Source organism: Enterobacter cloacae complex sp. 370H10, assembly GCF_050031535.1.
GTDB lineage: Bacteria > Pseudomonadota > Gammaproteobacteria > Enterobacterales > Enterobacteriaceae > Enterobacter > Enterobacter intestinihominis.
The window spans coordinates 175,824-200,717 of the sequence record NZ_JBLGWG010000001.1 but is presented as its reverse complement, the minus strand read 5'-3'; the positions used below and the strand labels follow the sequence as shown (position 1 = coordinate 200,717).

23 protein-coding genes and 4 tRNA genes are annotated in these 24,894 nt (G+C 56.7%); 8 read left to right on the top strand and 19 right to left on the bottom strand.

Going from position 1 to position 24,894, the window contains the following annotated elements; all coding sequences use genetic code 11:
• Window positions 1-27: 27 nt before the first annotated feature.
• A complete protein-coding gene (yigL, locus tag ACQG2Q_RS01010) occupies window positions 28-828 on the bottom strand; it encodes a sugar/pyridoxal phosphate phosphatase YigL (protein ID WP_063850220.1) in 801 nt (266 codons plus the stop codon).
• Window positions 829-859: 31 nt separating this feature from the next.
• Window positions 860-1,852, bottom strand: a complete 993-nt coding sequence (pldB, locus tag ACQG2Q_RS01005; RefSeq protein WP_022646668.1) for a lysophospholipase L2 — start codon at window positions 1,850-1,852, stop codon at window positions 860-862.
• A 111-nt stretch (window positions 1,853-1,963) separates the two neighbouring features.
• Here pldB and rhtB point away from each other — a divergent pair, with 111 nt between their 5' ends.
• Window positions 1,964-2,584 (top strand): homoserine/homoserine lactone efflux protein, encoded by a 621-nt coding sequence (gene rhtB / locus ACQG2Q_RS01000; RefSeq protein ID WP_006812363.1) that lies wholly within the window; start codon window positions 1,964-1,966, stop codon window positions 2,582-2,584.
• Here rhtB and rhtC read toward each other — a convergent pair.
• The 3 genes from rhtC to pldA form a co-directional block, all read right to left on the bottom strand.
• Complete coding sequence (gene rhtC / locus ACQG2Q_RS00995; protein ID WP_006179256.1) at window positions 2,581-3,201, bottom strand: threonine export protein RhtC; 621 nt, start codon at window positions 3,199-3,201, stop codon at window positions 2,581-2,583. The genes rhtB and rhtC overlap by 4 nt on opposite strands.
• 61 nt (window positions 3,202-3,262) lie before the next feature.
• Window positions 3,263-5,092 (bottom strand): ATP-dependent DNA helicase RecQ, encoded by a 1,830-nt coding sequence (recQ, locus tag ACQG2Q_RS00990; protein WP_032626543.1) that lies wholly within the window; start codon window positions 5,090-5,092, stop codon window positions 3,263-3,265.
• Between the two features lie 90 nt (window positions 5,093-5,182).
• Window positions 5,183-6,052 (bottom strand): phospholipase A, encoded by an 870-nt coding sequence (gene pldA, locus ACQG2Q_RS00985; RefSeq protein WP_022646666.1) that lies wholly within the window; start codon window positions 6,050-6,052, stop codon window positions 5,183-5,185.
• A gap of 160 nt (window positions 6,053-6,212) precedes the next feature.
• On the opposite strand from pldA, the gene yigI reads away from it, so the two are divergent.
• Both yigI and rarD read left to right on the top strand, forming a co-directional pair.
• Complete coding sequence (gene yigI, locus ACQG2Q_RS00980; RefSeq protein WP_006812366.1) at window positions 6,213-6,680, top strand: acyl-CoA thioesterase YigI; 468 nt, start codon at window positions 6,213-6,215, stop codon at window positions 6,678-6,680.
• Between the two features lie 51 nt (window positions 6,681-6,731).
• Window positions 6,732-7,628 (top strand): EamA family transporter RarD, encoded by an 897-nt coding sequence (gene rarD, locus ACQG2Q_RS00975; protein WP_023299047.1) that lies wholly within the window; start codon window positions 6,732-6,734, stop codon window positions 7,626-7,628.
• 43 nt (window positions 7,629-7,671) lie between these two features.
• Here the strand turns inward: rarD and corA are convergent, their stop codons facing one another.
• From corA to lptM, 8 genes are all read right to left on the bottom strand, one after another.
• The gene (corA, locus tag ACQG2Q_RS00970) at window positions 7,672-8,622 is read right to left on the bottom strand and encodes a magnesium/cobalt transporter CorA (protein WP_003860807.1); all 951 of its coding nucleotides are present in this window, start codon (window positions 8,620-8,622) and stop codon (window positions 7,672-7,674) included.
• Window positions 8,623-8,772: 150 nt separating this feature from the next.
• The gene (gene ysgD / locus ACQG2Q_RS00965; RefSeq protein WP_212743980.1) at window positions 8,773-8,829 is read right to left on the bottom strand and encodes a YsgD/CorL family protein; all 57 of its coding nucleotides are present in this window, start codon (window positions 8,827-8,829) and stop codon (window positions 8,773-8,775) included.
• A 149-nt stretch (window positions 8,830-8,978) separates the two neighbouring features.
• The gene (gene uvrD, locus ACQG2Q_RS00960) at window positions 8,979-11,141 is read right to left on the bottom strand and encodes a DNA helicase II (protein ID WP_017383586.1); all 2,163 of its coding nucleotides are present in this window, start codon (window positions 11,139-11,141) and stop codon (window positions 8,979-8,981) included.
• 79 nt (window positions 11,142-11,220) lie between these two features.
• Entirely contained in the window at window positions 11,221-11,937 is a 717-nt protein-coding gene (gene yigB / locus ACQG2Q_RS00955; protein ID WP_022646664.1) for a 5-amino-6-(5-phospho-D-ribitylamino)uracil phosphatase YigB, read from the bottom strand.
• On the bottom strand, window positions 11,937-12,839 hold the full coding sequence (xerC, locus tag ACQG2Q_RS00950; RefSeq protein WP_022646663.1) for a tyrosine recombinase XerC: 903 nt from the start codon (window positions 12,837-12,839) through the stop codon (window positions 11,937-11,939). Before xerC ends, yigB begins: the two co-directional genes overlap by 1 nt.
• The gene (locus ACQG2Q_RS00945) at window positions 12,836-13,543 is read right to left on the bottom strand and encodes a DUF484 domain-containing protein (RefSeq protein ID WP_023295731.1); all 708 of its coding nucleotides are present in this window, start codon (window positions 13,541-13,543) and stop codon (window positions 12,836-12,838) included. The genes xerC and ACQG2Q_RS00945 overlap by 4 nt, the downstream gene beginning before the upstream one ends.
• Window positions 13,540-14,364, bottom strand: coding sequence for a diaminopimelate epimerase (gene dapF / locus ACQG2Q_RS00940; RefSeq protein WP_023299045.1), 825 nt, complete (start codon window positions 14,362-14,364; stop codon window positions 13,540-13,542). Before dapF ends, ACQG2Q_RS00945 begins: the two co-directional genes overlap by 4 nt.
• Before the next feature lie 35 nt (window positions 14,365-14,399).
• Window positions 14,400-14,603, bottom strand: a complete 204-nt coding sequence (gene lptM, locus ACQG2Q_RS00935) for an LPS translocon maturation chaperone LptM (protein ID WP_006812373.1) — start codon at window positions 14,601-14,603, stop codon at window positions 14,400-14,402.
• 135 nt (window positions 14,604-14,738) lie between these two features.
• Between lptM and cyaY the strand changes: the two genes are divergently transcribed.
• Entirely contained in the window at window positions 14,739-15,059 is a 321-nt protein-coding gene (gene cyaY / locus ACQG2Q_RS00930; protein WP_023305228.1) for an iron donor protein CyaY, read from the top strand.
• Between the two features lie 184 nt (window positions 15,060-15,243).
• On the opposite strand, the gene cyaA is transcribed toward cyaY, so the two are convergent.
• Complete coding sequence (gene cyaA / locus ACQG2Q_RS00925; protein ID WP_023299043.1) at window positions 15,244-17,787, bottom strand: class I adenylate cyclase; 2,544 nt, start codon at window positions 17,785-17,787, stop codon at window positions 15,244-15,246.
• A gap of 349 nt (window positions 17,788-18,136) precedes the next feature.
• Here cyaA and hemC point away from each other — a divergent pair, with 349 nt between their 5' ends.
• Genes hemC through hemY form a run of 4 tightly spaced genes read left to right on the top strand, consistent with a single transcriptional unit; the run spans window position 18,137 to window position 22,231 of the window.
• A complete protein-coding gene (gene hemC / locus ACQG2Q_RS00920) occupies window positions 18,137-19,078 on the top strand; it encodes a hydroxymethylbilane synthase (protein WP_038415042.1) in 942 nt (313 codons plus the stop codon).
• A complete protein-coding gene (hemD, locus tag ACQG2Q_RS00915) occupies window positions 19,075-19,815 on the top strand; it encodes a uroporphyrinogen-III synthase (protein ID WP_023299041.1) in 741 nt (246 codons plus the stop codon). The genes hemC and hemD overlap by 4 nt, the downstream gene beginning before the upstream one ends.
• A 20-nt stretch (window positions 19,816-19,835) precedes the next feature.
• The gene (hemX, locus tag ACQG2Q_RS00910) at window positions 19,836-21,029 is read left to right on the top strand and encodes a uroporphyrinogen-III C-methyltransferase (protein WP_022646657.1); all 1,194 of its coding nucleotides are present in this window, start codon (window positions 19,836-19,838) and stop codon (window positions 21,027-21,029) included.
• Between the two features lie 2 nt (window positions 21,030-21,031).
• Window positions 21,032-22,231 (top strand): protoheme IX biogenesis protein HemY, encoded by a 1,200-nt coding sequence (gene hemY, locus ACQG2Q_RS00905; protein ID WP_032622057.1) that lies wholly within the window; start codon window positions 21,032-21,034, stop codon window positions 22,229-22,231.
• A 539-nt stretch (window positions 22,232-22,770) separates the two neighbouring features.
• Here hemY and ACQG2Q_RS00900 read toward each other — a convergent pair.
• The 5 genes from ACQG2Q_RS00900 to thrP all read right to left on the bottom strand — a co-directional run bounded on the left by ACQG2Q_RS00900 (window position 22,771) and on the right by thrP (window position 24,707).
• A tRNA-Pro gene (locus ACQG2Q_RS00900) sits at window positions 22,771-22,847 on the bottom strand.
• Between the two features lie 44 nt (window positions 22,848-22,891).
• Window positions 22,892-22,978 (bottom strand) — tRNA-Leu (locus ACQG2Q_RS00895).
• A 21-nt stretch (window positions 22,979-22,999) separates the two neighbouring features.
• Window positions 23,000-23,075: transfer RNA gene (locus ACQG2Q_RS00890), tRNA-His, on the bottom strand.
• Window positions 23,076-23,142: 67 nt separating this feature from the next.
• Window positions 23,143-23,219 (bottom strand) — tRNA-Arg (locus tag ACQG2Q_RS00885).
• A gap of 102 nt (window positions 23,220-23,321) precedes the next feature.
• Window positions 23,322-24,707 (bottom strand): bifunctional threonine/serine APC transporter ThrP, encoded by a 1,386-nt coding sequence (thrP, locus tag ACQG2Q_RS00880; RefSeq protein WP_023305225.1) that lies wholly within the window; start codon window positions 24,705-24,707, stop codon window positions 23,322-23,324.
• Window positions 24,708-24,894: the final 187 nt, after the last annotated feature.

The window sequence follows — 24,894 nt, the reverse complement described above, 5'->3', positions numbered from 1 at the left end:
TCTGAACAATAAACAATCAAATGAAGATTATTCAAGGAACAGTTTGCGCAAATACTTAGGTACCGCGTTGTCTGCGTTGGTGCCAATCACTTCCAGCTCCGGGTGCAGATCTTTCAGGCGCTGGTGCGCGTTCTGCATGATGCAGCCTTTGCCCGCCATGGAGAGCATCTCGGCATCGTTCATGCCATCGCCGAACGCGATGCAGTCTTTCAGATCAAAGCCCAGACGCTTCGCGACCGCTTCCAGCGCGTGACCTTTGGACACCCCGCCCGCCATCACTTCCAGACAAGTCAGCGTGGAGAAGCTCACGTTCACGCGGTCTCCCCAGCGGGCGTTGATCGCCTGCTCCAGCGGAAGCAGCGCTTCGTGACTTTCGCAGGTAAAGAACACCTTGCTGATCCCTTCAGGATCCAGCAAACCCGGTTCATACAGGGAGTAGTTGAAGACGGCTTCCTTGAAGAAACGCATTTCGTCCGGGCGATGACGGTTCATAAACCACTCATCGTCGCGATAAACGTTAGTGACGATATCCGGGTTGTTATGCACAATGCCGAACAAATCAGTGGCGATGTCGCGATCGAGATTGTGGGTAAAAATCAGGTTGCCTTCCGTGTCGTGTACGCGCGCACCGTTGGAGGTGATCATGTACGACTTGATCTCCAGGTTATCGCGGATCTGCCCCACGTCCACGTGGTGGCGGCCGGTGGCGAACACAAAGTTCACGCCACGGGCAGTCAGGAGTTTTAAGGTCTCTTTCGCATAAGGCGACAGGGTGTGGTCGGGGGAAAGCAGCGTGCCATCTAAATCAGATGCAACAACCTGGTACATAGGGATTTCAACCTCTGGTGGAAAACAATAATCAGTTATGCCTGTTGAAAAATTCAACAATGGCGTTGAGCGCGACTGAGCGCATAGCGTCCTTTTCAAAAAGGATCTCATGGTACGCACCGTTGATGACCAGCGGTTTACCCCCTTCACAGGGATGGCCCGCCGCGGCGCGAAGTTCACAATAGCGGTCATGCATGCGGTTATCCACCACACGCTCTTCTTCCGCCTGGATCAGAAGCGTCGGCGTGTCATCATCGCCTACGCCCGCCAGCACCTGCTCACCGGCATGAATACCTTCCCGCACCCAGTGCCAGGTGGGGCCGCCGACCCGCAGACGCGGTTCATCGGCATAAAAACGCAGGTTGCGGCGATAACGCTGCCGACTGTGGGTTAACACGTTGATGGCAAACGGCAACGCCCGCCAGCGTCCTGTTCCTATGGCATAGCCTTCACGAATGCGCTGATGGCCCTCAGCCCAGTCGAGAAGATGGCGCACCATCCAGTCAGGAAAACGTATCACAATGCCGTACATCGGCGCGGTCAGCGCAATGGCGTCGCACTGGTGCTTATGGCGCTGCAAAAACAACGTCGAGATCGCGCCCCCCATGGAGTGGGCAAGAATATAACGCTTGCGCCACGGTCCGGGCTGCACTTCCTGCTGCCAGAACGCGGCCAGATCGTCGACGTAATCGCTGAAGTTATCCACGTGGCCGCGATGGGTATCCGGCAGCATCCGGCCGGATAGCCCCTGCCCGCGATGGTCGATAATTAACACATCAAAGCCCAGATGGAACAGGTCATACGCCAGCTCGGCATATTTGATATAGCTTTCGATGCGCCCGGGGCAAACCACAATCACCCGGTCATTTTTTTCATCATGGAAACGAACGAAGCGTACCGGGATATCCCCGACGCCCATAAACTCATCTTCCTCACGCTGGCGCCAGAAATCGGTCAGCGGCCCCATGGAGAAAGCAGCAAATGCGTTTTCTCGTGTTTCCCAGTCCTTTTTCTGCTGAAACATTGGGTTTCCACCCCCCGTAATTCAGGGAATATCGTTTTTTTCGTCACCGGTCACAAAATGACTCAACAATAGCGTATTGTGGCATAAAAACAGACGATCCGGGAGTTTCAAATGACCTTCGAGTGGTGGTTCGCTTACCTGCTGACATCCATCATCCTCAGCCTTTCACCTGGCTCGGGCGCAATCAACACCATGACCACCTCCATTAATCACGGCTATCGCGGCGCGGCGGCGTCAATTGCCGGTTTACAGACAGGGCTTGGCATTCACATTGTGCTGGTGGGGATTGGTCTGGGCACGCTGTTCTCCCGTTCGGTGCTGGCCTTCGAGGTGCTGAAATGGGCTGGCGCAGCGTATCTTATCTGGCTGGGCATTCAGCAGTGGCGCGCCGCAGGCTCGATTGATCTGCATACGCTCTCCCGGACGCAAACACGCGGCCACCTGTTTAAGCGCGCGGTATTCGTTAACCTGACCAACCCGAAAAGCATTGTGTTCCTCGCCGCCCTGTTCCCGCAGTTTATCGTGCCGCATCAGCCCCAGGTGATGCAGTACGTGGTGCTGGGCGCGACCACCATTATTGTCGATATCATTGTGATGATTGGTTACGCGACGCTGGCGCAGCGAATTGCGGCGTGGATCAAAGGGCCTAAGCAGATGAAGGCCCTGAACAAAGTCTTTGGTTCGCTGTTTATGCTGGTTGGCGCGCTGCTTGCGTCAGCGCGTCATGCTTAGCGAGAAATGATGAGATGAATGCCGAAGCCGGCGAACAGTGCGCCGGCAAAGCCGTCGATCCACTTCGCGATGCGCTGGTAGCCGCGACGCATCGCCGGTAAAGCAAACAGGCTTGCCACAACGGTAAACCAGGCGAACGTCTCAACAACGATTAGCAGGAAGATCCCCCAGCGCGCGCCCGCACCGACGTTATCCCCCACAAACAGCGAGAACACAGAGCCGAAGTAAATAATCGCTTTCGGGTTCGCCAGGTTAGTCAGCAGCCCTTTCACAAAGCTACGGCCGCCCGTTGCCAGCTCAACCTTTGGCTCTTCCGGCTTTTTCTCTTCTTTCTTCAGCGCCCCGCGCAGCATCTGGTAGCCCATCCAGCACAGGTACAGACCGCCGCCAACCATGATGATGTTATGCAGCCACGCCATTTTCGCCAGGATCAGGTTCAGACCAAGCAGCGCAACCGCCGCCCAGACCATAACGCCCATGGTGATACCGAGCACACCCATCATCGCCTCTTTGCGGGAGCGGCTGACGGCCGTTTGTGACACGAAGAAGAAGTCAGGGCCAGGGCTCATCAGCGCAACAATGTGCACTAACGCCACGGTGAGAAATAGCATTAACATAATTAACTCGCGGGGAAATAATGTAGTGAGTCATCATCCTGGCACTTTTTCGCCCGGCTGACTACTCCTCATCATCACCATCAGCGTGGGAACGGATAAGCGCCATAAACTCTTTACCAAAGCGCTCCAGTTTGCGCGTGCCGACGCCGTTGACGCTGAGCATCTCGCTGGCGCTGAGTGGCATTTGCTCGGCCATCTCGATCAGCGTCGCGTCATTGAACACCACGTATGGCGGGATGTTCTCTTCATCGGCAATGGCTTTACGCAGCTTGCGCAGCTTGGCGAACAGCTTGCGATCGTAGTTGCCGCCGTAGGATTTTTGCATCACGCGCGGCTTGAGGGCGACGACGCGCGGAACGGCGAGCTTCAGTTCAACCTCACCGCGCAGGACCGGTCGCGCCGCTTCGGTAAGCTGAAGCGCAGAGTGCTGGGCAATATTTTGCGTGGCAAAGCCGAGATGGATCAGCTGGCGGATGATGCTTACCCAGTGCTCATGGCTCTGGTCTTTCCCGATGCCGTAAACCGGCAGCTTGTCGTGACCCATGTCGCGGATACGCTGGTTGTTAGCCCCACGCAGCACTTCGACGACGTAGCCCATCCCAAAGCGCTGGTTCACGCGTCCGATAGTCGAGAGCGCTTTGCGCGCGTCCATCAGACCGTCGTACTGCTTCGGCGGGTCGAGGCAGATATCGCAGTTGCCGCACGGCGCCTGTCGCCCTTCACCAAAGTAGTTGAGCAGTACCAGACGGCGGCAGGTTTGCGCTTCGGCGAAGGCACCCATCGCGTTAAGCTTGTGGCGTTCGATATCCTGCAACTGCCCCTGCGGTTTCTCCTCGAGACAGCGGCGCAGCCACGCCATATCCGCCGGATCGTAAAACAGCATCGCTTCCGCAGGCAGGCCATCACGCCCGGCGCGGCCGGTTTCCTGATAGTAGGATTCGATATTGCGCGGGATATCAAAGTGCACCACAAAGCGCACGTTAGGCTTGTTGATCCCCATCCCAAACGCCACCGTTGCGACCACGATTTGCAGGTCGTCGCGCTGGAATTTTTCCTGAACGTCGGCGCGGATGTGGTTTTCTAACCCGGCATGGTATGCCGCCGCGCTAAAGCCGCGATTTTGCAGACGCGCAGCGGTGTCTTCCACCTTCGCGCGGCTGTTGCAGTAGATGATGCCGGACTTGCCGCGCTGCTCCTGCACGTAGCGCAGGAGCTGATCCAGCGGCTTGAATTTTTCCATCAGCATATAGCGGATGTTCGGCCGGTCGAAGCTGCTGACCTGAATATAGGGGTCTTTCAGCCCCAGCAGGCGAACGATGTCCTGACGCGTGGTGTCATCCGCCGTGGCGGTAAGCGCCATAAACGGCAGCTCAGGGAAGCGCTGACGCAGCTGGCCGAGGGCGGCATATTCCGGGCGGAAATCGTGCCCCCACTGGGAGATACAGTGCGCTTCATCCACCGCCAGCAGCACCGGGTTCCAGTGCGCCAGGTGGTCGAGGAAGTTGTCCAGCATCAGGCGCTCTGGCGCGATATACAGCAGGCGGATCTGCCCGGTGCGGCACCCGGCCATCACCTCTTGCTGCTGCTCGCGGGTTTGCGTCGAGTTAAGACAGGCCGCCGCCACACCGTTGGCAAGCAGCTGGTCGACCTGGTCTTTCATCAGGGAAATAAGGGGGGAGACCACAACCGTCAGGCCATTAAGTACCAGCGCGGGCACCTGATAGCAGAGCGATTTTCCGCCGCCGGTCGGCATGACCACCAGGCAATCGCGGCCTTCCAGCACGGTTTCAATGATGGTTTCCTGGCCAGGACGGAACTGCTGGTAGCCAAAGGTTTCATGCAAAACCTGTTTAGCCAGCGATTCCTGATTCAATACTTCCGCCTGCGCCACGTTAACCCCATATGCCAGAAATGAAACAGGCGCTATTTTCAGCGCCTGAGAGAGAAACTTCAACGTTTAACGCAAAAACATTCGAGCAGCTTAGAAAATATCGTTCAGCATGACGCCCACACCAACGCGGGTCTGGTTGAAGTTATAGTCAATCAGCGATTCGCCATAACCGCTATACACCTGGGTATAGAGACGAACGTGCTTCGTCACCGGATAGCTCAGGCCCAGCTCTGCGCCGCCGTAGCCGGTATTCCAGTTATACTGCCCTTTGGCACTCAGCACCGCGTCACCCAGCTGATAGCCCACTTTAAGCTGATAATAGCCCATGTATTTGGTGATATCCGGGTTGTCATCGGTGCTGCCCACCACGTACCACGGCTTCACTTCCACCATGAAATTGCCGTTCTGCGCCATCAGACGCGTATATACGCGATTCCAGCTGCGTGAGGTTGGGTCGGAACGACCGTTGGAATCGTGGTTATAGCCCACCTCCACGTCGCGCAGCGTCCAGCCTGCAAACTCATAATCAGTGGCGAAACCGAGGAACAGCTGCGGTTCATAGTTGGTTTCGCGGAACGGTGAAGATTCCCCGCTGTTGGAGAGCTGCCACCATGACTTCTGCGTGTAAGATGCACCAAGCACCGAGTTCGGCCCCAGGATGCCGCGCCATAACGGGAAGGCCAGGCTGAGCTGGAACTTCACCTCATCTTTACGCGCATTGTCAGACCAGTTATAGGAACTTATCGCCTCTTTGTTGAGATCGCTGGTCTGGGTATAGATCACGTAGTTTGTGTCATAGGGGTAGAGCGTGAACGGATTGTCATGCTCCTGAAGCATATTGGCGATGATGCTGCCCTGAACGGCAGGTTTATCATGCACTTCTTTGATCGTCGCTTCCTGCGCATATGCTGTGAGGGGCAGCGCAACCGCCGCCAGTAACCAACCCAGATACGTCCGCATCGGTGGTGTTCTCCTGAAATTGTGACATTTAATGAATAGTTTTGTCCGGGCATTCTACAGACTTCTGCGATAACTTCCGCTTCCTCGTTTCTTAAAGTGGCATTCCTTTATCCTGAAGCATAAAATCAACATTTTGTTAACAACAAGGATGCCACGTCAGATGTCAGCCACACTCACCGCCGAAGAAACCTTAAAGCTCGTGGGCGAGATTTTTGTGTACCACATGCCATTCAACCGTGCACTGGGTCTTGAGCTGGAGCGATACGAAAAAGACTTCGCTCAGCTGAGTTTCAATAATCAGCCAATGATGGTCGGTAACTGGGCACAAAGCATTTTGCACGGCGGGGTGATTGCCTCTGCGCTGGACGTGGCGGCCGGTCTGGTGTGCGTGGGCAGCACGCTGACGCGCCATGACACCATCAACGAAGATGAGTTACGCCAGCGCCTCTCGCGCATGGGAACCATCGATTTACGCGTCGACTATCTGCGACCGGGACGCGGAAACCGCTTCACCTGCACCAGCAGCCTGCTGCGCGCCGGGAATAAAGTTGCCGTCGCCCGCGTTGAGCTGCATAACGAGGAGCAGGTTTATATCGCCAGCGCAACCGCCACTTATATGGTGGGTTGAGGCGGCAAATTCGGGTAAAATTATTTCACTTTTTTGTAACGGATTTTCCCGATGGATGCTAAACAGACGCGGCAGGGCGTTTTACTCGCTCTTGCCGCTTATTTTATTTGGGGTATCGCGCCGGCGTACTTCAAGCTTATCGCCTATGTCCCGGCGGACGAGATCCTCACTCACCGCGTCATCTGGTCGTTTTTCTTTATGATTGCGCTGATGAGCATCAGCCGTCAGTGGTCAGGCGTCAAAACGCTACTGAAAACCCCGAAGAAGGTCTTCCTGCTTGCCCTCTCTGCGGTGCTGATTGGCGGAAACTGGCTGCTGTTTATCTGGGCGGTGAATAACCATCACATGCTCGAAGCAAGCCTGGGGTACTTCATTAACCCGCTGGTGAACATCGTGCTGGGGATGATTTTCCTCGGCGAACGTTTCCGCCGGATGCAGTGGGTGGCGGTGATTCTGGCCCTCTGCGGCGTGCTGGTGCAGCTGTGGACCTTCGGTTCACTGCCGGTTATCGCCCTGGGGCTGGCGTTCAGCTTTGCCTTCTACGGCCTGGTGCGTAAAAAAATCGCCGTGGAAGCGCAGACGGGAATGCTGTTTGAAACCCTGTGGCTGCTGCCTGTCGCGGCGATCTACCTGTTCGGTATTGCCGACAGCGCCACCAGCCACATGGGCAGCAACCCATGGTCGCTGAACCTGATGCTGATGGCGGCGGGCGTGGTCACGACGATTCCCCTGCTGTGCTTCACCGGCGCGGCAACGCGTCTGCGTCTCTCGACGCTTGGCTTCTTCCAGTACATCGGCCCGACGCTGATGTTCCTGCTGGCGGTGGTGTTTTACGGCGAGGTGCCGGGTGCGGATAAGATGGTGACGTTTGCCTTTATCTGGGTGGCGCTGGCGATTTTCGTTGCGGATGCAATTTATACCCAGCGCAGGACTCGCAGAGGAATTTAGGTGCTTTGTAGGGCGGGTAAGCGCAGCGCCACCCGCCTGATTTTTACAACCAGTTCTTCCGCTTGAAGTACAGGTACGGCGCCAGCCCGGCGAGGATCATAAAGATAATCGCCCCCGGGTAGCCAAAGCTCCACTTCAGCTCCGGCATAAACTCAAAGTTCATCCCGTAGCTGGATGCCACCAGCGTCGGCGGCAGGAACACCACGGAAACCACCGAGAAGATCTTGATGATGCGGTTCTGCTCGATGTTGATAAAGCCCATTGCCGCCTGCATCAGGAAGTTGACCTTCTGGAACAGGGATTCGTTGTGCGGTAGCAGGGATTCAATATCGCGTAAGATCTCACGCGCCTGCTCCAGCTGACCGCCCGGCAGACGCGCCTTGCGCACCAGGAAGTTCAGCGCGCGCTGGGTATCCATCAGACACAAACGCACCTTCCAGCCGATATCTTCCAGCTCTGCCAGCGTGGACAACGCTTCGTCGTACTCATCACCCTGATGGCCTTCCATGATCACGCGGCTCAGCTTTTCCAGGTCGCTGTAGATGTTTTCGATTTCATCCGCCAGCTGTTCGATTTTGGTTTCGAACAGATCCAGCAGCAGCTCATAGGCGTTACCGTCCATCATCGCCTGGCTGCGGGCGCGCATGCGGTAGAGACGAAACGCAGGCAGTTCGCGCTCGCGCAGGGTGAACAGGCGGCCATCGCGGATGGTAAACGCCACGGTGGAGTTCCCCGCGTGGTCTTCGGCATCTTCGAAGAAGAAGAAGGAGTGAATGTGCAGGCCGTCTTCGTCTTCAAAAAAACGGGCGGATGCTTCGATGTCTTCCAGTTCCGGGCGTGTCGCCAGGCTTTGCCCCAGTTCAGATTGTACGCGAAGGCGCTCATCGTCGTCCGGCTCGACCAGATCCACCCATACGGCATCAATGAGGGGCTGTGACTCTTCGGCTTCAAGCCGAGTCAGTCGGTTATTTTCGAGTTGAAATGCGCTCAACATGACCGGGACTCCCAATGCAAAAAATATCGGACAGTTCGGTGGGCACACAGAAACAAATTGGGTTTCAGACCATTAAACAGCCTGACTCAGCGCGACGGGAATGATGCAGTCGCTGACAACCACTAAGGCCATCAGCAAGAGGAGATAGCCTTAGGAGTTGTTCCTGGATGACAGGGAATTGAGCCAGTATCTACTGGGTGTGTCCAAGGCGAATGTCCTCTTAGCGTAATCGTGCGCGCATGTTACGCCAGCAATAACTGTGGCGTCAACACGCAACGGAACGCTGAAGGGCATTAATTGACCTTCAACGTATAAGGCTAGCAGATTATTACAAAATAGTGATATTTTTCTGAAAGTTACACACTTTCCAGCTTGGCGTAGGCTGCCACCAGCCATTTGATCCCCTGCCCCTGGAACGCGACCTGCAAACGGCTGTGCTCGCCGCTGCCTTCCAGATTGACGATGGTGCCTTCGCCAAACTTCGAGTGGCGCACGCGCTGGCCCAGCTTGTAACCGGTATCGGTTTCAGAGATTGGCGAGCCCATACGCTGATGACTGACCGGACGGCTGATGCTGGCGCGCAGGCGCACCTCTTCCACACACTCTTCCGGCAGTTCGCCGATAAAGCGCGACGGACGGTGATACACTTCTTTCCCGTACAGGCGGCGGGTTTCCGCGTAGGTCAGGGTCAGTTTCTGCATCGCACGGGTCACACCCACATAGGCCAGACGACGCTCCTCTTCCAGACGCCCGCCTTCATCCAGCGACATCTGGCTCGGGAACATCCCCTCTTCCATCCCGACGATGAACACCTGCGGGAACTCCAGACCTTTCGCGGAGTGCAGGGTCATCAGCTGAACCGCATCCTGCCAGGTATCGGCCTGCCCTTCCCCCGCCTCCAGCGCGGCGTGAGAGAGGAATGCCTGCAACGGCATCAGGTCTTCGTCTTCTTCGTTGTAGCTGAACTGGCGCGTTGCCGTCACCAGCTCCTCTAAGTTCTCAATACGGGTCTGGCCCTTCTCGCCTTTTTCCTGCTCGTACATGGTGCGCAGGCCGGAATCTTTGATCACCCGGTCAGTCTGGACGTGCAGCGGCATGTCGGCCGTTTCCTGCGCCAGCGCGTCGATTAACTCCAGGAAGCGCTGCAATGCGCTGGCGGCGCGCCCGGCGAGTGCTTTTTCCTGTAACAGCTCGCGGCATGCCTGCCATAGCGTGAGCTGACGATCGCGCGAGGCCTGACGCACCACGTCCAGCGTACGATCGCCGATGCCACGCGTCGGCGTGTTCACCACGCGCTCAAACGCCGCATCGTCGTTACGGTTGGCAATCAGACGCAAATACGAGAGCGCATCTTTGATCTCCTGACGTTCGAAGAAGCGCATACCGCCATAAATGCGGTACGGCATGCTCACCTGTAACAGCGCCTCTTCCAGCACGCGCGACTGGGCGTTGCTGCGATAGAGAATGGCACACTGCTCCAGCGCACCGCCGTTCTCCTGCCAGGTTTTAATGCGGTTCACCACGAAGCGGGCTTCGTCGAGCTCGTTGAAGGCGCAGTAAATCGAAATCGGTTCGCCGTCGACGCCATCGGTCCACAGCTTTTTACCCAGTCGCCCGTTGTTGTTCTCAATCAGGGCGTTGGCCGCGCTCAGTATGTTGCTGGTAGAACGGTAGTTCTGCTCCAGACGGATGGTTTGCGCGCCGGGGAAATCGTTGAGAAAGCGCTGGATGTTCTCCACCTGCGCGCCGCGCCAGCCGTAGATAGACTGGTCGTCATCGCCCACGATCATCACCTTGCCGGTATCCCCGGCCAGCAGGCGGATCCACGCGTACTGAATGTTGTTGGTATCCTGGAATTCGTCCACCAAAATGTTGGTGAAGCGTTCACGGTAGTGTTGCAGGATATGTGGTTTGTTGAGCCACAGCTCGTGGGCGCGCAGCAGCAGTTCGGCGAAATCCACCAGACCGGCGCGATCGCACGCTTCCTGATAGGCCTTGTAGACGTTCTGCCAGGTCTGCTCAACCGGGTTACCGAAGCTTTGAATGTGGTGCGGACGCAGCCCTTCGTCTTTCTGACCGTTGATGTACCACATCGCCTGACGCGGCGGCCACTGCTTCTCGTCGAGGTTCATCGCCTTGATCAGGCGTTTCAGCAAGCGCAGCTGATCTTCGCTGTCGAGGATCTGGAAATCCTGCGGCAGGTTAGCGTCCATATGGTGCGCGCGCAGCAGACGGTGCGCCAGGCCGTGGAAGGTGCCAACCCACATGCCGCCCTGGCTGGTGCCCATCAGTTGTGCGATACGGTGGCGCATCTCCGCCGCCGCCTTGTTGGTGAACGTCACGGCCATAATCGAGTACGGCGAGCAGTTCTCCACGCTCTGTAGCCAGGCGATACGGTGAACCAGCACGCGCGTCTTACCACTGCCCGCTCCAGCCAGTACCAGCAGGTTTGTACGCGAGGCGGCAACCGCGTCACGCTGTTTGTCATTAAGGCTGTCGAGCAGGTAAGAAACGTCCATTGGCACCGTCACGTCATGTCGGGCGGGCAAATGTTTCCATTCGCCAAAACCCTGTTAATTTATACAGAACAATTGATGATTATATCAGCGTCGTGAGGGATGCCAACCGTGAAATTTCCACGTGCGGCAGAAGACGGCTATCCGGGGTAGTCATCAGATCGGCATTTTCCGGCTTGATCCAGCAGGCCTGCATGCCGCAGCGAATCGCCCCGGCGACGTCCGTGGTCAGGTCGTCGCCCACGTGCAGGATCTCACCGAGCGGCAAATCCAGTTTTTCCGCCGCCAGATGATACATATCGTTGAACGGCTTCGAGCGTCCGTGCGGGCCCGCGCGCAGCACGAACTGAAAATAGTTCCCCAGACCAAACAGTTCAGGCTGAGCGTTGCCGTTGGTGATGGCCACCAGCGGCCACTTTTCAGCGAGCTTCGCCAGCGTGTCGTGGGTCTCCTGCGGCACATCGATGCGGCTGCGCCATTTGGCGAAATTTTCCATGGCCGCTTCGGCACCCATGGCCGCGTCCTGCGCGCTCAGGCCGGCATTGAGCATCGCCTGCTCAACCGCACGGCGGCGCCATTCGGTCACGTCATGGTAAATTTCCGGCTCGGTTTCCCGCAGGGACTGACGCAGCTTCTGGAACTCTTTGTTCTGGATCGCTTTCAGCGCAGGATGGTAGTTTTGCACAAACGCCAGCGACTCCTGCTCGGTACGCAGGATCACTGGGCGGTTGTCGTAAAGGGTGTCATCAAGATCAAACGTCAGGGCTGAGATCTGACCGAGTGGGCGGTAAAAACGCATTATTTCCCCCGTTTGGCGCGTGGATGCGCCGCGTCATACACCGAGGCAAGGTGTTGGAAGTCTAAGTGGGTATAGATTTGGGTGGTCGACAGATTCGCGTGACCAAGCAGCTCCTGTACGCCGCGCAGGTCGCCGCTTGATTCCAGCATGTGCGTCGCAAAAGAGTGGCGCAGCTTATGCGGGTGAACGTGGCTGTTCAGCCCCTGCTTAATGCCCCACTCCGCAAAGCGCTTCTGCACGTTACGCGCCGAGATCCGCTTGCCGAGCTTCGACAGGAACAGCGCATCCTCTTCCGCGCCAAACAGACCGCGCAGATCCAGCCAGTGCTCAATCCAGGAAACCGCATTGCGGCCGATCGGCAGGCGGCGCTCTTTGCTGCCCTTGCCCATCACCCACACTTCGCCAGATTCCAGATCGAGGTGCTTTAAGTCGAGGTTCACCAGCTCAGAGAGACGCAGGCCCGCGCCGTACATCACCTCCAGCATCGCGCGGTCGCGCACGGCCAGCGGATCGTTAAGATCGATATCCAGCAGGCGGTTTACGTCGTCGACGTCGATATTTTTCGGCAGATGACGCGGGGCCTTTGGCGTGGCGATCCCTTTTGCCGGGTTGGCTTTCAGACCGCCCTGGCTGACCAGCCAGTCGAAGAAACTGCGCAGGGCAGAGAGCCGGAGCGCCAGGCTCGCCGGGCTTAAGTTTTTTTTACGGCTACGCACAACGAAGCCGCGAACCGTGGCGGCGTCACATTGTTGCCAGCTTTTCAGGCCGATTTCATCGGCAATCTGCATGATGGCATCAAGCTGACGCTGATAGTTGAGCAGCGTAATAGGGCTAAGCTGGCGCTCAACGCCCAGATAGCGCAGAAAACGGGTGACGTCAGTGGCGAGCAGTCCGTCCGTCATACGCGCTCAATCCAGCGCTCCAGCAGCTCAGGCAGCATCAGGGCGATCTCCTGCAACAGTTGCGTGCCCTGCCCCTGTTCATAATGATGCGCGTCGCGGCTGGTAAATAACATCACACCCAGGTCACCATCGCGCCCCATCAGCGACATCGCCACCGAGCCGATAGCTTTGGCTTCTGGCAGCACCACCAGCAGTTCTGGCCCGTTAAGCGGCCCCAGATAGTGGTGCTCATGGCCCAGACGCTGAATGCGCAGCGGCTCAAACGCCTGACGGCTCAGCGCCAGATGGGTAAACCCGGACGGCGCGCCAATGCGCCAGCGGTCGGGAAAGAGACGGATCGTCGCGCCTGCCAGCCCCAGCTCGCGCGCCCAGCGGTGGAAGCGGTTGAGGAACTCTTCGAGACTGTGCGCGGAAGCCAGACGCGCCTGAAGGTGCAGAAGACGATAGAACAGGCTTTCGTTATTGCTGGCCTGCTCCATCAGCAGCGTCATGTTCTCTTCGAGCTGATTGATGTGGTTGCGCGAGCGCGCCATGTGCCATTCAACCAGCGACACGGTCTCGCGAACCGGATGCGGCACGCGCATCCTTTCGACGACGCGTGCATTGCGGATAAAAAACTCAGGATTGTGCAGCAGGTAATCCACAACAGCGCTGTCATCCAGCTCCGTTACAGGTTCCCGCAGTTCTTCCCCTGGTTGCTTCATAGATGGATAAACCCGTCATAAACATGTGTCGCCGGGCCAGTCATGTACAGTGGATGACCCGCTCCTTTCCAGGCGATATCAAGACGCCCGCCCGGTAATTCCACGCGAACCTCTTCCGCCAGTAACCCCTGCGAGATACCGACGGCCACCGCCGCACAGGCACCGCTTCCGCAGGCCTGGGTTTCGCCCGCGCCGCGCTCGTAAACCCGCAGGCGAATGTGTTCACGCTTCACCACCTGCATGAAACCGATGTTCGCCCGCTCCGGGAAGCGCTCGTGGCTTTCCAGCACCGGGCCGAGCGTTTCAACCGCCGCAGTTTGCACATCATCTACCTGAATCACGCAGTGCGGGTTACCCATCGAGACGACGCCGCACAATACTGTCTGCTCGGCGGCACGCATAATATAGGTCTTTTCCGCTTTGTTGGCGCGAAACGGCACGGCAGCGGGTTCGAAGTTCGGCTCGCCCATGTTCACGCGCACCAGTTCGTCGTCGGTGACGCTGAGCACCATCCGGCCGTTGGCGGTGCTGACGCGGATATCGCGCTTGTTGGTCAGCCCTTTCAGCCGAACAAAGCGGGCAAAACAGCGCGCGCCGTTGCCGCACTGGGAAACTTCGCTGCCGTCGGCGTTAAAAATGCGATAGTGGAAGTCCAGGTCAGGATCGTAAGGCGGCTCCACCACCAGCAGCTGGTCAAACCCCACGCCCACGTGCCGATCCGCCAGGCGACGGATCAGTTCCGGGGAGAAAAAGACATTCTGCGTTACCGCGTCGACGACCATAAAGTCGTTGCCAAGGCCATGCATTTTAGAGAACTGCATCATTTGCTCCATTGCGCGGGTACAGAACGTAATCGTCAGAGATTGACCTGAGTCGGGCCGCCGTTATTGCCGCGATCGTTGGTATCCGGCGTAGATGACTCGATACCACTTTGCACTGGTTTTGTCGGCGGTGGTGCGTTTTTATCCTCTGGCGGGAAGTACAGTGGTCCCTTCAGTCCACAGCCGGTCAGGCTAAACAGAGTGACAAGAACGGCAAGCGTTCGAAAGACGTTTTTCATGTAGAGGTTGCCCGTAAGTTCAAATCTGTTTCTATCATCGCAGGAGAAGACACAAAAGCAAGAGTTTGCCGCTTTCCTGCAACGGGAATTATTTAGCGTTATACTGCCGCCATCACGAAAAACAGGAATAAAACCATGAACGACAGTGAATTTCATCGCCTTGCCGATACCCTGTGGATGACCATCGAAGAGCGTATCGACGAGTGGGACGGCGACAGCGATATCGATTGTGAAATCAACGGCGGGATCCTGACCTTAAGCTTCGAAAACGGCAGCAAGATTATTATTAACCGTCAGGAGCCGCTTCACCAGGTGTGGCTGGCGGCGAAACAGGGCGGCTATCACTTTGATCTGAAAGGTGACGAGTGGATCTGCGACCGCAGCGGCGAAACGTTCTGGGATCTGCTGGAGCAGGCGGCGACGGCGCAGGCGGGCGAGGACGTGAGTTTCAGGTAGTTTTGTTGCCCGGTGGCGGCTACGCCTTACCGGGCCTACAACGGCTCGAACCATAGTCCGGGTAAGCGTGAGCGCCAACCGCAACAGCAGCTCGGACCGTAGGCCGGGTAAGCGTTAGCGCCACCCGGCAACAGCAGCTCAGACCGTAGGCCGGGTAAGCGTTAGCGCCACCCGGCGAAAAGGGTCAGGAGAAATACTGCTGCAACAGCGGCGCAGTTTCCTGGTTAGCGGGCGCCGCAGGGGTAATCGCCTGCGTACGGAACGGGATCACCTGCGCTCGTCCATCCACATTCACAATCTGGTAGAACTGCGGCAGGTTGAAGTTGATAAAACTTGAGCCGTAGGTAAAGCGATCGTGCGAGGATGAATAGAACCGGCTGACGTCGCGCACCAGCTCCTCTTTGCTGCCTTCACAGTGGTGATACACCTCGGCACGGTTGGTTTCATCCAGAATGTAGATATTAAACCCGGCGTTATCGCCCGACTCCTCGAAGAAGAACTGAATAATCCCTTCACTCGCAAAGCCATCCACCACCTGCGGCAGCTTAACGTGGTTGGTTTCCACCTGAACCGACAGGCCATGCAGTTTGTTGTGTGAAATCGCGCCGTAGAATTCAATGGCGTTCTCCAGCTTCTGCACCGACACGTTCAGGCGCTCAAAGAACAGCCCCCAGGTCTGGCCGGAGACGCGCAGCGCTTTAAAGCGTCCGGTTTCATTCCGGGTGCTGGAAAGACGCAATTCGATGCACTCAGACACCAGCTGCTGCACGCGGGTACGAATCAGGCCGCGAAGGTGCTGGCTGTAGCAGAACACCTCCACGCTGTCCGGCGGCGCGGCGTCCTGGTGCATCTTGCCGAGGATCGTTTTCAGCGCCTCGATCATCGCCTGCTCGCCGTTAAAGTGCAGGGTACGCACTTCGTTCCACGAGTTGCGGTACAGCAGATCCACGCTGCCCACCAGGCAGTTTTGCTGCTCACCGAAGCTAAAGACGTCCAGCTTACGGAAGTCAAAGTGAACCACCTGATTGCGGAAGGCCGCCGTCGGGTCGTATTCCAGGTTGACGATGATCGCCAGATGGCGAATCTCACACGGGCTGTAGAGCGCTTTTGGCGTCGGCGCAGGCAGACGCAGTGGGAAGTGGTGCGAGACATCCGCCACCATCTCCTGCAATTTGGCTAAATCGACCACCTCGTTGCCCTTGATAAACAACCGGGTGCGTGAGGTGAGAAGGCCGTTAAACCAGGCCCAGGCCACCAGCTTGTTAAGGTAGCGGTTATACTCCAGCGGCTGATGGCTGATGATCGAATCCATGCTTGGCGCACGGTTGTACAGATACCACCCGGTGCGGTTTGCGCGGCCCGGCGGCACGTAGATAAAGGTCAGATTCGGTTCAGACAGGTCAGGCGAAATCTGTGGGTTCACCAGCGTTACCTTGCCCGGCAACGCTTCAAACGCGGCGTACAGTTTACGGGTCAGCACCCCGATATCCTGTGGGCTGGCAGAAACGCTAAGGTTGTTACGGCGGGCAAAGCGGATCAGGTTGCGGTAGCTCTGCATCATCGCATCAAGCAGCTCGTTGTGCGCCTCGCGCACCTGATCGATTTTCCAGTTGGCGCGGTTGTCGAGCATGGCGAGACGCGCTTCGTCCCATCCCCACTCTTTGACTAACTGGCTGACCACTTCACGGCGCCAGCCAACGCAGGCGCGCTCGCGGCTCAGTTTTTCACAGACTTTGAGATAGAAACATCGACGCACCAGGTCAAGACGCGTGGCGTCATCAATGGCCGTCAGGTATTCGGTGACGCGTTCCAGCATCATGCAGTAGGCATCAAGCCCGTAGGAGACGATCTCCCCGTCGTGCAGACGCTGCTTAATATCTTTCGCCAGCAGACGCGGGGTGGGGTATTCCCAGGAGTAGGCTTCCAGCAGCAGGGTTTTCAGCACCGCTTTGTACGGTGAATCAATGCTCTTATAGAGCTGCCAGAGGCTTGCACCAAAGTACTCTTCGGCGGACAGGGAGCTCAGACCGCCCAGATCCAGCCACTCGTTTGGCGTCAGTACGCCCTGCGAGTAAAGCGACATGACGTAGTCGTCATAATTCTCTTCTTCATCGCACGGCACCATATTCCACAGAATACGTTTTCCGGCCAGGCGAACCGCAGTACGGTAAAACTCATCCAGCAACAGAATGTGCTGAGTCGAGCCGCAGTCTTCACCACCCAGACTGCCGCTTTCGTTATGGCGGAAACGGTTTTCATCAATCAGGAAGAAGCTCACTTCCACGCCGAGCGACGCCGCCCAGCTCTCCAGCAGACTGCATTTACGCTGCAACAGCTGGCGCTCTTCATTGTCGAGCCAGGACTGATGGCAGACCCAGATATCCAGGTCAGAAGAACAACTTTGCCCAACCGATGACGTGCTGCCCATGGAGTAAACCCCGGTAATCGGCAGCTCGCCTTTCGGCGAAACCTGCGGCGGCATACCACGGTAAAGCTCAAGTTCAGTCAGATAGTGCTGTTGGGTTTCATCAGGCGTGAAGAGGCAAATGCCCTGGGGAACGTTACCATCGAGGTAACCCGGCATTAGCGGATGGTGATAGTGCAACAATGTCGGCAGTAGACTGTATACCTGCTGGAAAGCAGGGCCCATGGCAGCAAGCGCGCGATCCACACGCAATTGATTGATGGCATCCAGTCTCTGTTTCAGAGTCTCAATATAGAGGTACAAGACGTATCGCCTGATGTTTCCGGGTGACGCACGCCAGTCAAAACAGAACAAGCAGCGGACCCGCAGTATTTCAAAAAATAACCGTTACCCTTTTTCGCCTTGTTGTTTTCTGGTGGTACAGACGAAAAAATGGTCTAAAACGTGATCAATTTAACACCTTGCCGGTTGACCGTAAAGAAAGATGCGCTACATACAAGTGTAGCACCGTTCTGTACGTGTAAATTCCTGAATACGGCGGTGGCTGACGCGAACGCCGCCCTGTCCCTCTCACTCTTCATCAACCGTAAAACTGCCATCCGAGTGTCAACAATGTTAGGATGGTTAGCGATTGATAATGACGGTAACAAGCATGTTAGACAATGTTTTGAGAATTGCCACACGCCAAAGTCCTCTTGCGCTCTGGCAGGCACATTATGTTAAGCAGCGCCTGGAAGCCTGCCACACCGGATTACGCGTTGAGCTGGTGCCAATGGTCACGCGTGGCGATGTCATTCTTGATACGCCGCTGGCCAAAGTGGGCGGAAAGGGTCTGTTTGTCAAAGAGCTGGAACTGGCATTGCTTGAGAACCGCGCCGATATCGCCGTGCATTCGATGAAAGATGTGCCCGTTGAGTTCCCGGAAGGGCTGGGGCTGGTGACCATCTGCGAGCGCGAGGATCCGCGCGATGCGTTTGTCTCTAATCGCTATGACTCGCTTGATGCGTTGCCGGCAGGCAGCGTGGTCGGCACGTCAAGTTTACGCCGCCAGTGTCAGCTGGCTGAACGTCGCCCGGATCTGGTGATTCGCTCGCTGCGTGGGAACGTCGGCACACGCCTTGGCAAGCTGGATAACGGCGACTACGATGCCATTATTCTTGCGGTTGCGGGCCTGAAACGCCTGGGGCTGGAAGAACGTATTCGCGTGGCGTTGCCGCCGGAGCTGTCGCTCCCCGCCGTCGGCCAGGGTGCCGTCGGCATTGAGTGTCGTCTGGATGATGCGCGTACTCAGGCACTGCTCGCGCCGCTGAATCATGACGATACCGCCGTTCGCGTAAAAGCCGAGCGCGCGATGAATACTCGCCTCGAAGGAGGCTGTCAGGTGCCAATTGGCAGCTATGCTGAATTAACTGACGGTGAGCTGTGGCTGCGTGCGCTGGTTGGCGCGCCGGACGGCTCGCAGATGGTTCGCGGTGAACGTCGCGGCAAGCCGCAGGATGCCGAGGCGCTTGGCGTATCGCTGGCGGAAGAGCTGCTGAGTAACGGCGCGCGTGAAATTCTGGCTGAGGTCTATAACGGAGAGCCCCCTGCATGAGCATACTTGTCACCCGCCCTTCTCCCGCAGGAGAGCAGTTAGTGAGCCGTCTGCGCGCACTGGGGCAGGTGGCCTGGAGTTTTCCGTTGATTGAATTCTCCCCCGGTCGCGAGCTGCCTACGCTCGCTGACCAGATGCGTGCCTTGCAGGAAGGTGATCTGCTCTTTGCGCTATCGCAGCATGCTGTGGAATTTGCCCATGCGCAGCTACAACAGCAGGGCGTTAACTGGCCCCACGCACCCCGCTATTTCGCCATCGGGCGCACCACGGCGCTGGCCTTACATACCGCGAGCGGAATCGATGTTCGTTACCCGTTAGATCGGGAAATCAGCGAAGTCTTGCTACAATTACCTGAATTACAAACTATTGCCGGAAAGCGTGCGCTCATTTTGCGCGGCAACGGTGGCCGCGAACTGCTGGGCGAGACGCTGCGCGAACGCGGCGCAGACGTGACGTTTGTGGAGTGCTATCAGCGCTGTGCGAAACACTATGATGGCGCGGAAGAAGCCATGCGCTGGCACGCGCGCGGCATTAATACGCTGGTGGTTACCAGCGGTGAAATGTTACAACAGCTTTGGTCGCTGATTCCGCTTTGGTATCGCGAAAACTGGTTACTCCGCTGTCGGCTTCTGGTCGTCAGCGAGCGTCTGGCGAACCACGCCCGGGAACTGGGCTGGCAGGATATTCGGATCGCTGATAACGCCGACAACGATGCGCTGCTGCGCGCATTACAATAACTCTCAAATGGGAAGCCATAATGACGGAACACGAAAAATCCTCCGCCGTGGTTGAAGAGACCAGGGAGACTGTGGACACCACGTCACAGCCAGAGACGACAGACAAAACCGTTGAGAAGAAAAACGGCAGCAATAAAACCAGCCTCACGCTGAGCGTGATTGCCATCGCGATTGCGCTGGCCGCAGGCGTGGGTCTCTACGGACTGGTGAAGAAACAAGGCACCAACCAGACGGCCACCAGCGACGCGCTGGTTAACCAAATCACCGCCCTACAGAAAGCGCAGGAGACGCAAAAAGCTGAGCTGGAAGGCGTGATCAAACAGCAGGCTGCCGCCCTCGCCGACGCGAACAGCAAACGTGAAGAGTTGACCAAACAGCTGAGCGAAGTGCAGGAGAAAGTCGCCACGATTTCGGGAACCGATGCCAAAACCTGGCTGCTCTCACAGGCCGATTTTCTGGTGAAGCTGGCCGGGCGCAAGCTCTGGAGCGATCAGGATGTCACCACCGCCGCCGCGCTGCTGAAAAGCGCCGACGCAAGCCTGGCCGATATGAACGATCCGAGCCTCATCAACGCACGCCGCGCTATTACGGAAGATATCGCCAGCCTGTCTGCGGTTTCTCAGGTCGACTACGACGGTATCATCCTTAAGGTAAATCAGCTCTCAAACCAGATTGATAACCTTCAGCTGGCCGATAACAACGATGATGACTCCCCGATGGATTCTGACGGCACCGAGCTTTCCAGCTCCCTGAGCGAATGGCGTATCAACCTGCAAAAGAGCTGGCAGAACTTTATGGACAGCTTTATTACCATTCGCCGCCGCGATGAAACTGCCGTGCCGCTGCTGGCACCGAACCAGGATGTCTATCTGCGCGAAAACATTCGCTCCCGCCTGCTGGTGGCTGCCCAGGCCGTACCACGTCACCAGGAAGAGACCTACAAACAGGCGCTGGATAACGTTTCAACGTGGGTACGTGCTTACTACGATACCAATGACGCAACCACGACCGCGTTCCTGGAGGATATCGACAAGCTGAGCCAGCAAAACATCACCATGAACGTGCCGGACAAGCTGGAAAGCCAGCCGATTCTGGAGAAGATCATGCAGACGCGCGTGCGTAACCTGCTGGCCCAGCCGGGCGTTCCGGCAGAGCGCCCGGCTGAAGCACCTGCCGCCGCGCCAGCGCCTGAAAGCGCGCCGCAAGGAGAGTGATGATGCTAAAAGTCTTCTTACTCTTCATCCTGCTGATCGCCGGGATTGTACTGGGACCGATGCTCGCGGGTCACCAGGGTTACGTATTGATCCAGACCGATAACTACAACGTCGAAACCAGCGTGACAGGGCTGGTGATCATCCTGATCTTGGGTGTGGTCGTCCTGCTGGCAGTGGAATGGATCCTGCGTCGTATTTTCCGTACCGGGGTTCACACGCGCGGCTGGTTCGTTGGCCGTAAGCGCCGTCGCGCCCGTAAGCAGACCGAGCAAGCGTTGCTGAAGCTGGCCGAAGGCGACTATCAGCAGGTTGAAAAGCTGATGTCGAAAAATGCCGACCATGCAGAACAGCCGGTTGTTAACTATCTGCTGGCCGCTGAGGCGGCGCAACAGCGAGGCGATGAGGCCCGCGCCAATCAGCATCTCGAACGCGCGTCTGAGCTCTCAACTAAGGATCCGATTCCGGTTGAGATCACCCGCGTTCGTCTGCAACTGGCGCGCAATGAAAACCATGCCGCACGTCACGGCGTTGACCGTCTGCTGGAAATTACCCCTCGTCATCCGGAAGTGCTGCGTCTTGCGGAGCAGGCATACATTCGGACAGGTGCCTGGGGTTCGCTGCTGGACATTATCCCTTCCATGGCGAAAGCCGACGTGGGCGATGATGAACATCGTGATGAACTTCAGCGTCTGGCCTGGATTGGCCTGATGGATCAGGCGCGCGCCGATCTTGGCAGCGACGGCCTGAAAACCTGGTGGAAAAACCAGAGCCGCAAAACGCGCCAGCAGGTTCCCCTTCAGGTGGCGATGGCAGAACATCTGATTGAGTGTGACGACCATGACACCGCGCAGGAGATCCTTCTCGACGGTCTCAAGCGACAGTATGATGACCGCCTGGTGATGGTCATCCCGCGTCTGAAAACCAACAATCCGGAACAAATAGAAAAAGCATTGCGCCAGCAGATCAAAACCGTGGGCGATCGTCCGCTGCTGTGGAGTACGCTGGGCCAGTCTTTGATGAAACACGGCGAGTGGCAGGAGGCGAGTCTCGCCTTCCGCGCTGCACTGAAGCAACGCCCGGACGCATTTGATTACGCCTGGCTTGCTGATTCGCTGGACAAGCAGCACAAGCCGGAAGAGGCCGCAGCCATGCGGCGTGATGGGCTTCTGCTTACGCTACACAATAACGGAACGCAGCAGTAATTATCCAGGAGGCCAGATGGCCTCCTTTTTTGTACCCATAAAAAAACGCCTGCTATAAAAGCAGGCGTTAAAACAGGTCTGTAAGACAACATATTTGGTGCTTCACTCAACGTTATGTCCATGGTGTTTGATGAGGCCGAAGCGACATCTGTCAGTGGACGATAAGCACCGTAAACGGCTCTGCGTCATTCCTGAGTTTATGAGGCCGTAGGGCGAACATAAGAGATGGAATGAGCATCTACACGCATATTATTGCATGTAATGTGCCAGGTTTACACGCATAACTTTTACATCGCGCAACATTTTAAGATAAAAGGAAATTATGTTGTTAAGAGCCGCCTTACGCCATACAAACTCGCGCTAAGGGCGGCAATCTGTCGTCACCAGGAGACAGGTTAAGAGAGAAAATAATAAATTCTTTATTATTAAAGGCTTATATGTCGCTGAATCGCGACAAGGATATAGAGTGTTGTCGGGGAATGGCTACAGGATGAAAAAGCGCAGAAAACAAAAAACCCCGCCGAAGCGGGGTTCAAAATTGGTCGGCGAGAGAGGATTCGAACCTCCGACCCACTGGTCCCAAACCAGTTGCGCTACCAAGCTGCGCTACTCGCCGATGTACTGCTTTTTTGAATTTTTAGTTCAACTCATTAAAAGTCGTGGTGCGAGGGGGGGGACTTGAACCCCCACGTCCGTAAGAACACTAACACCTGAAGCTAGCGCGTCTACCAATTCCGCCACCTTCGCAATTCACAACTCTTTCAATAATGGGGTGGCTAATGGGATTCGAACCCACGACAACTGGAATCACAATCCAGGGCTCTACCAACTGAGCTATAGCCACCACTGTATTCTTTCACGCGGTTCTGACTACTTCTCAGACCACCGCAGCTCTAGCGCCGGGACTAAAATGGCGCGCCCGACAGGATTCGAACCTGAGACCTCTGCCTCCGGAGGGCAGCGCTCTATCCAGCTGAGCTACGGGCGCTTAGCGCCGTTGCGGGGCTGGATATTACGTACCTCCGACCCCGCTGTCTAGTGCTTTTTTGAAAAAAATGCGCGTTTGGTTATGGTTTGCACATTTTGCCGCTTATTCCTCCACTTTATGGGCGGAGCCACGGCGACCCAGGCCAAAAAGTTTATATGCAGCTGTGACGGCAGCCAGGAAGATCATCCCGACAAACAGCGACATGCGGGTATCTTCATTAAAGTACATTCCAATTAATACGCAAATCAGGAACGCCATCGTCAAATAGTTCGCATACGGGAACAGAATGGAACGGAATGGATGGCTGGCGATCGCTTCTTTGTGCGCCTGTCGGAAACGCAGCTGGCTAATCAAAATGACAAACCACGGTACCATCCCCGGCAGCACGCTGGCGCTATAAACATAAACAAACACGCGCTGCGGATTCGGGATGATGTAGTTCAGGCAAGAGCCAATCAGCAGAATCACAATCGACACCGCTACGCCCGCCACCGGTACACCCACGCGGGAGACTTTACCCATCACCGCCGGCAGCTGTTTGTTTTGCGAGAGCGCGTAAAGCATACGCCCACAGCTGTACATTCCGCTGTTACAGCCGGAGAGCGCCGCCGTCAGCACCACAAAGTTGATAATGGCGGCTGCCGCCGTGATGCCAATCTTAGCGAAGGTTAAGACAAACGGGCTGCCGGTGGTGCCGATCTCGTTCCATGGGAAAATGGTCACGATAACGAAGATCGCGCCCACATAGAAAATCAGGATACGCCACAGTACCTTGCCTACCGCGCTACGCAGCGTGACCTGCGGGTTTTTCGCCTCACCTGCGGTAATGCCGATCAGCTCAACGCCCTGATAGGAGGCGACAACGATACAGAGCGCCGTCAGAAAGCCCTTCCAGCCCCCCGCGAAGAAGCCGCCGTGCCCGGTCAGGTTACCAAAACCGATAGCGTGCCCGCCGTTACCGAAGCCAAAGAAGATGACCCCAAGGCCAACGACAATCATCACGATGATGGTGGTGACTTTGATCATCGCAAACCAGAACTCGATTTCGCCGTAAAGACGAACGGCGGCAAGGTTCGCCAGCGCCACCAGCCCTACGGCAATAAGCGCGGGTATCCACTGGGCCATCTCCGGGAACCAGAACTGCACGTAGACCCCGATGGCGGTGATCTCCGAAATCCCCACGGCCATCCACATAAACCAGTACGACCAGGCCGTGAGATAACCAAAGAACGGGCTCATATACCGGTGGGCGTAAACGGCGAAAGAGCCCGTCACCGGCTCCAGAAACAGCATTTCGCCCATTGAGCGCATGATGAAGAAGACGAACAGTCCGGCAATAATATACGCCAGCAGGACGGAAGGCCCCGCCCACTTCAGCGTGCTTGCCGAGCCCATAAACAGGCCAACGCCGATAGTCCCGCCCAGCGCGATCAGTTCAATATGTCGAGCTTCCAGCCCACGCTGAAGCTCCGGTTTTTTCTCTGCCATAATTCCTCGGTTGTGTTTGCTGTTTCCCGACTTGTTGCCGGGTATTGTTTTGAGGGGTACTGAAATACGGAGCGAATGGTTTCTTAAATTCTGGCAAATGGCAAACAATGCATTAAAAAAATGAATGCATTGCACATAAACTCAGCAGTTTTGCGGGGGGCGTTGCAGCGCGAACAGCAGATCGCGC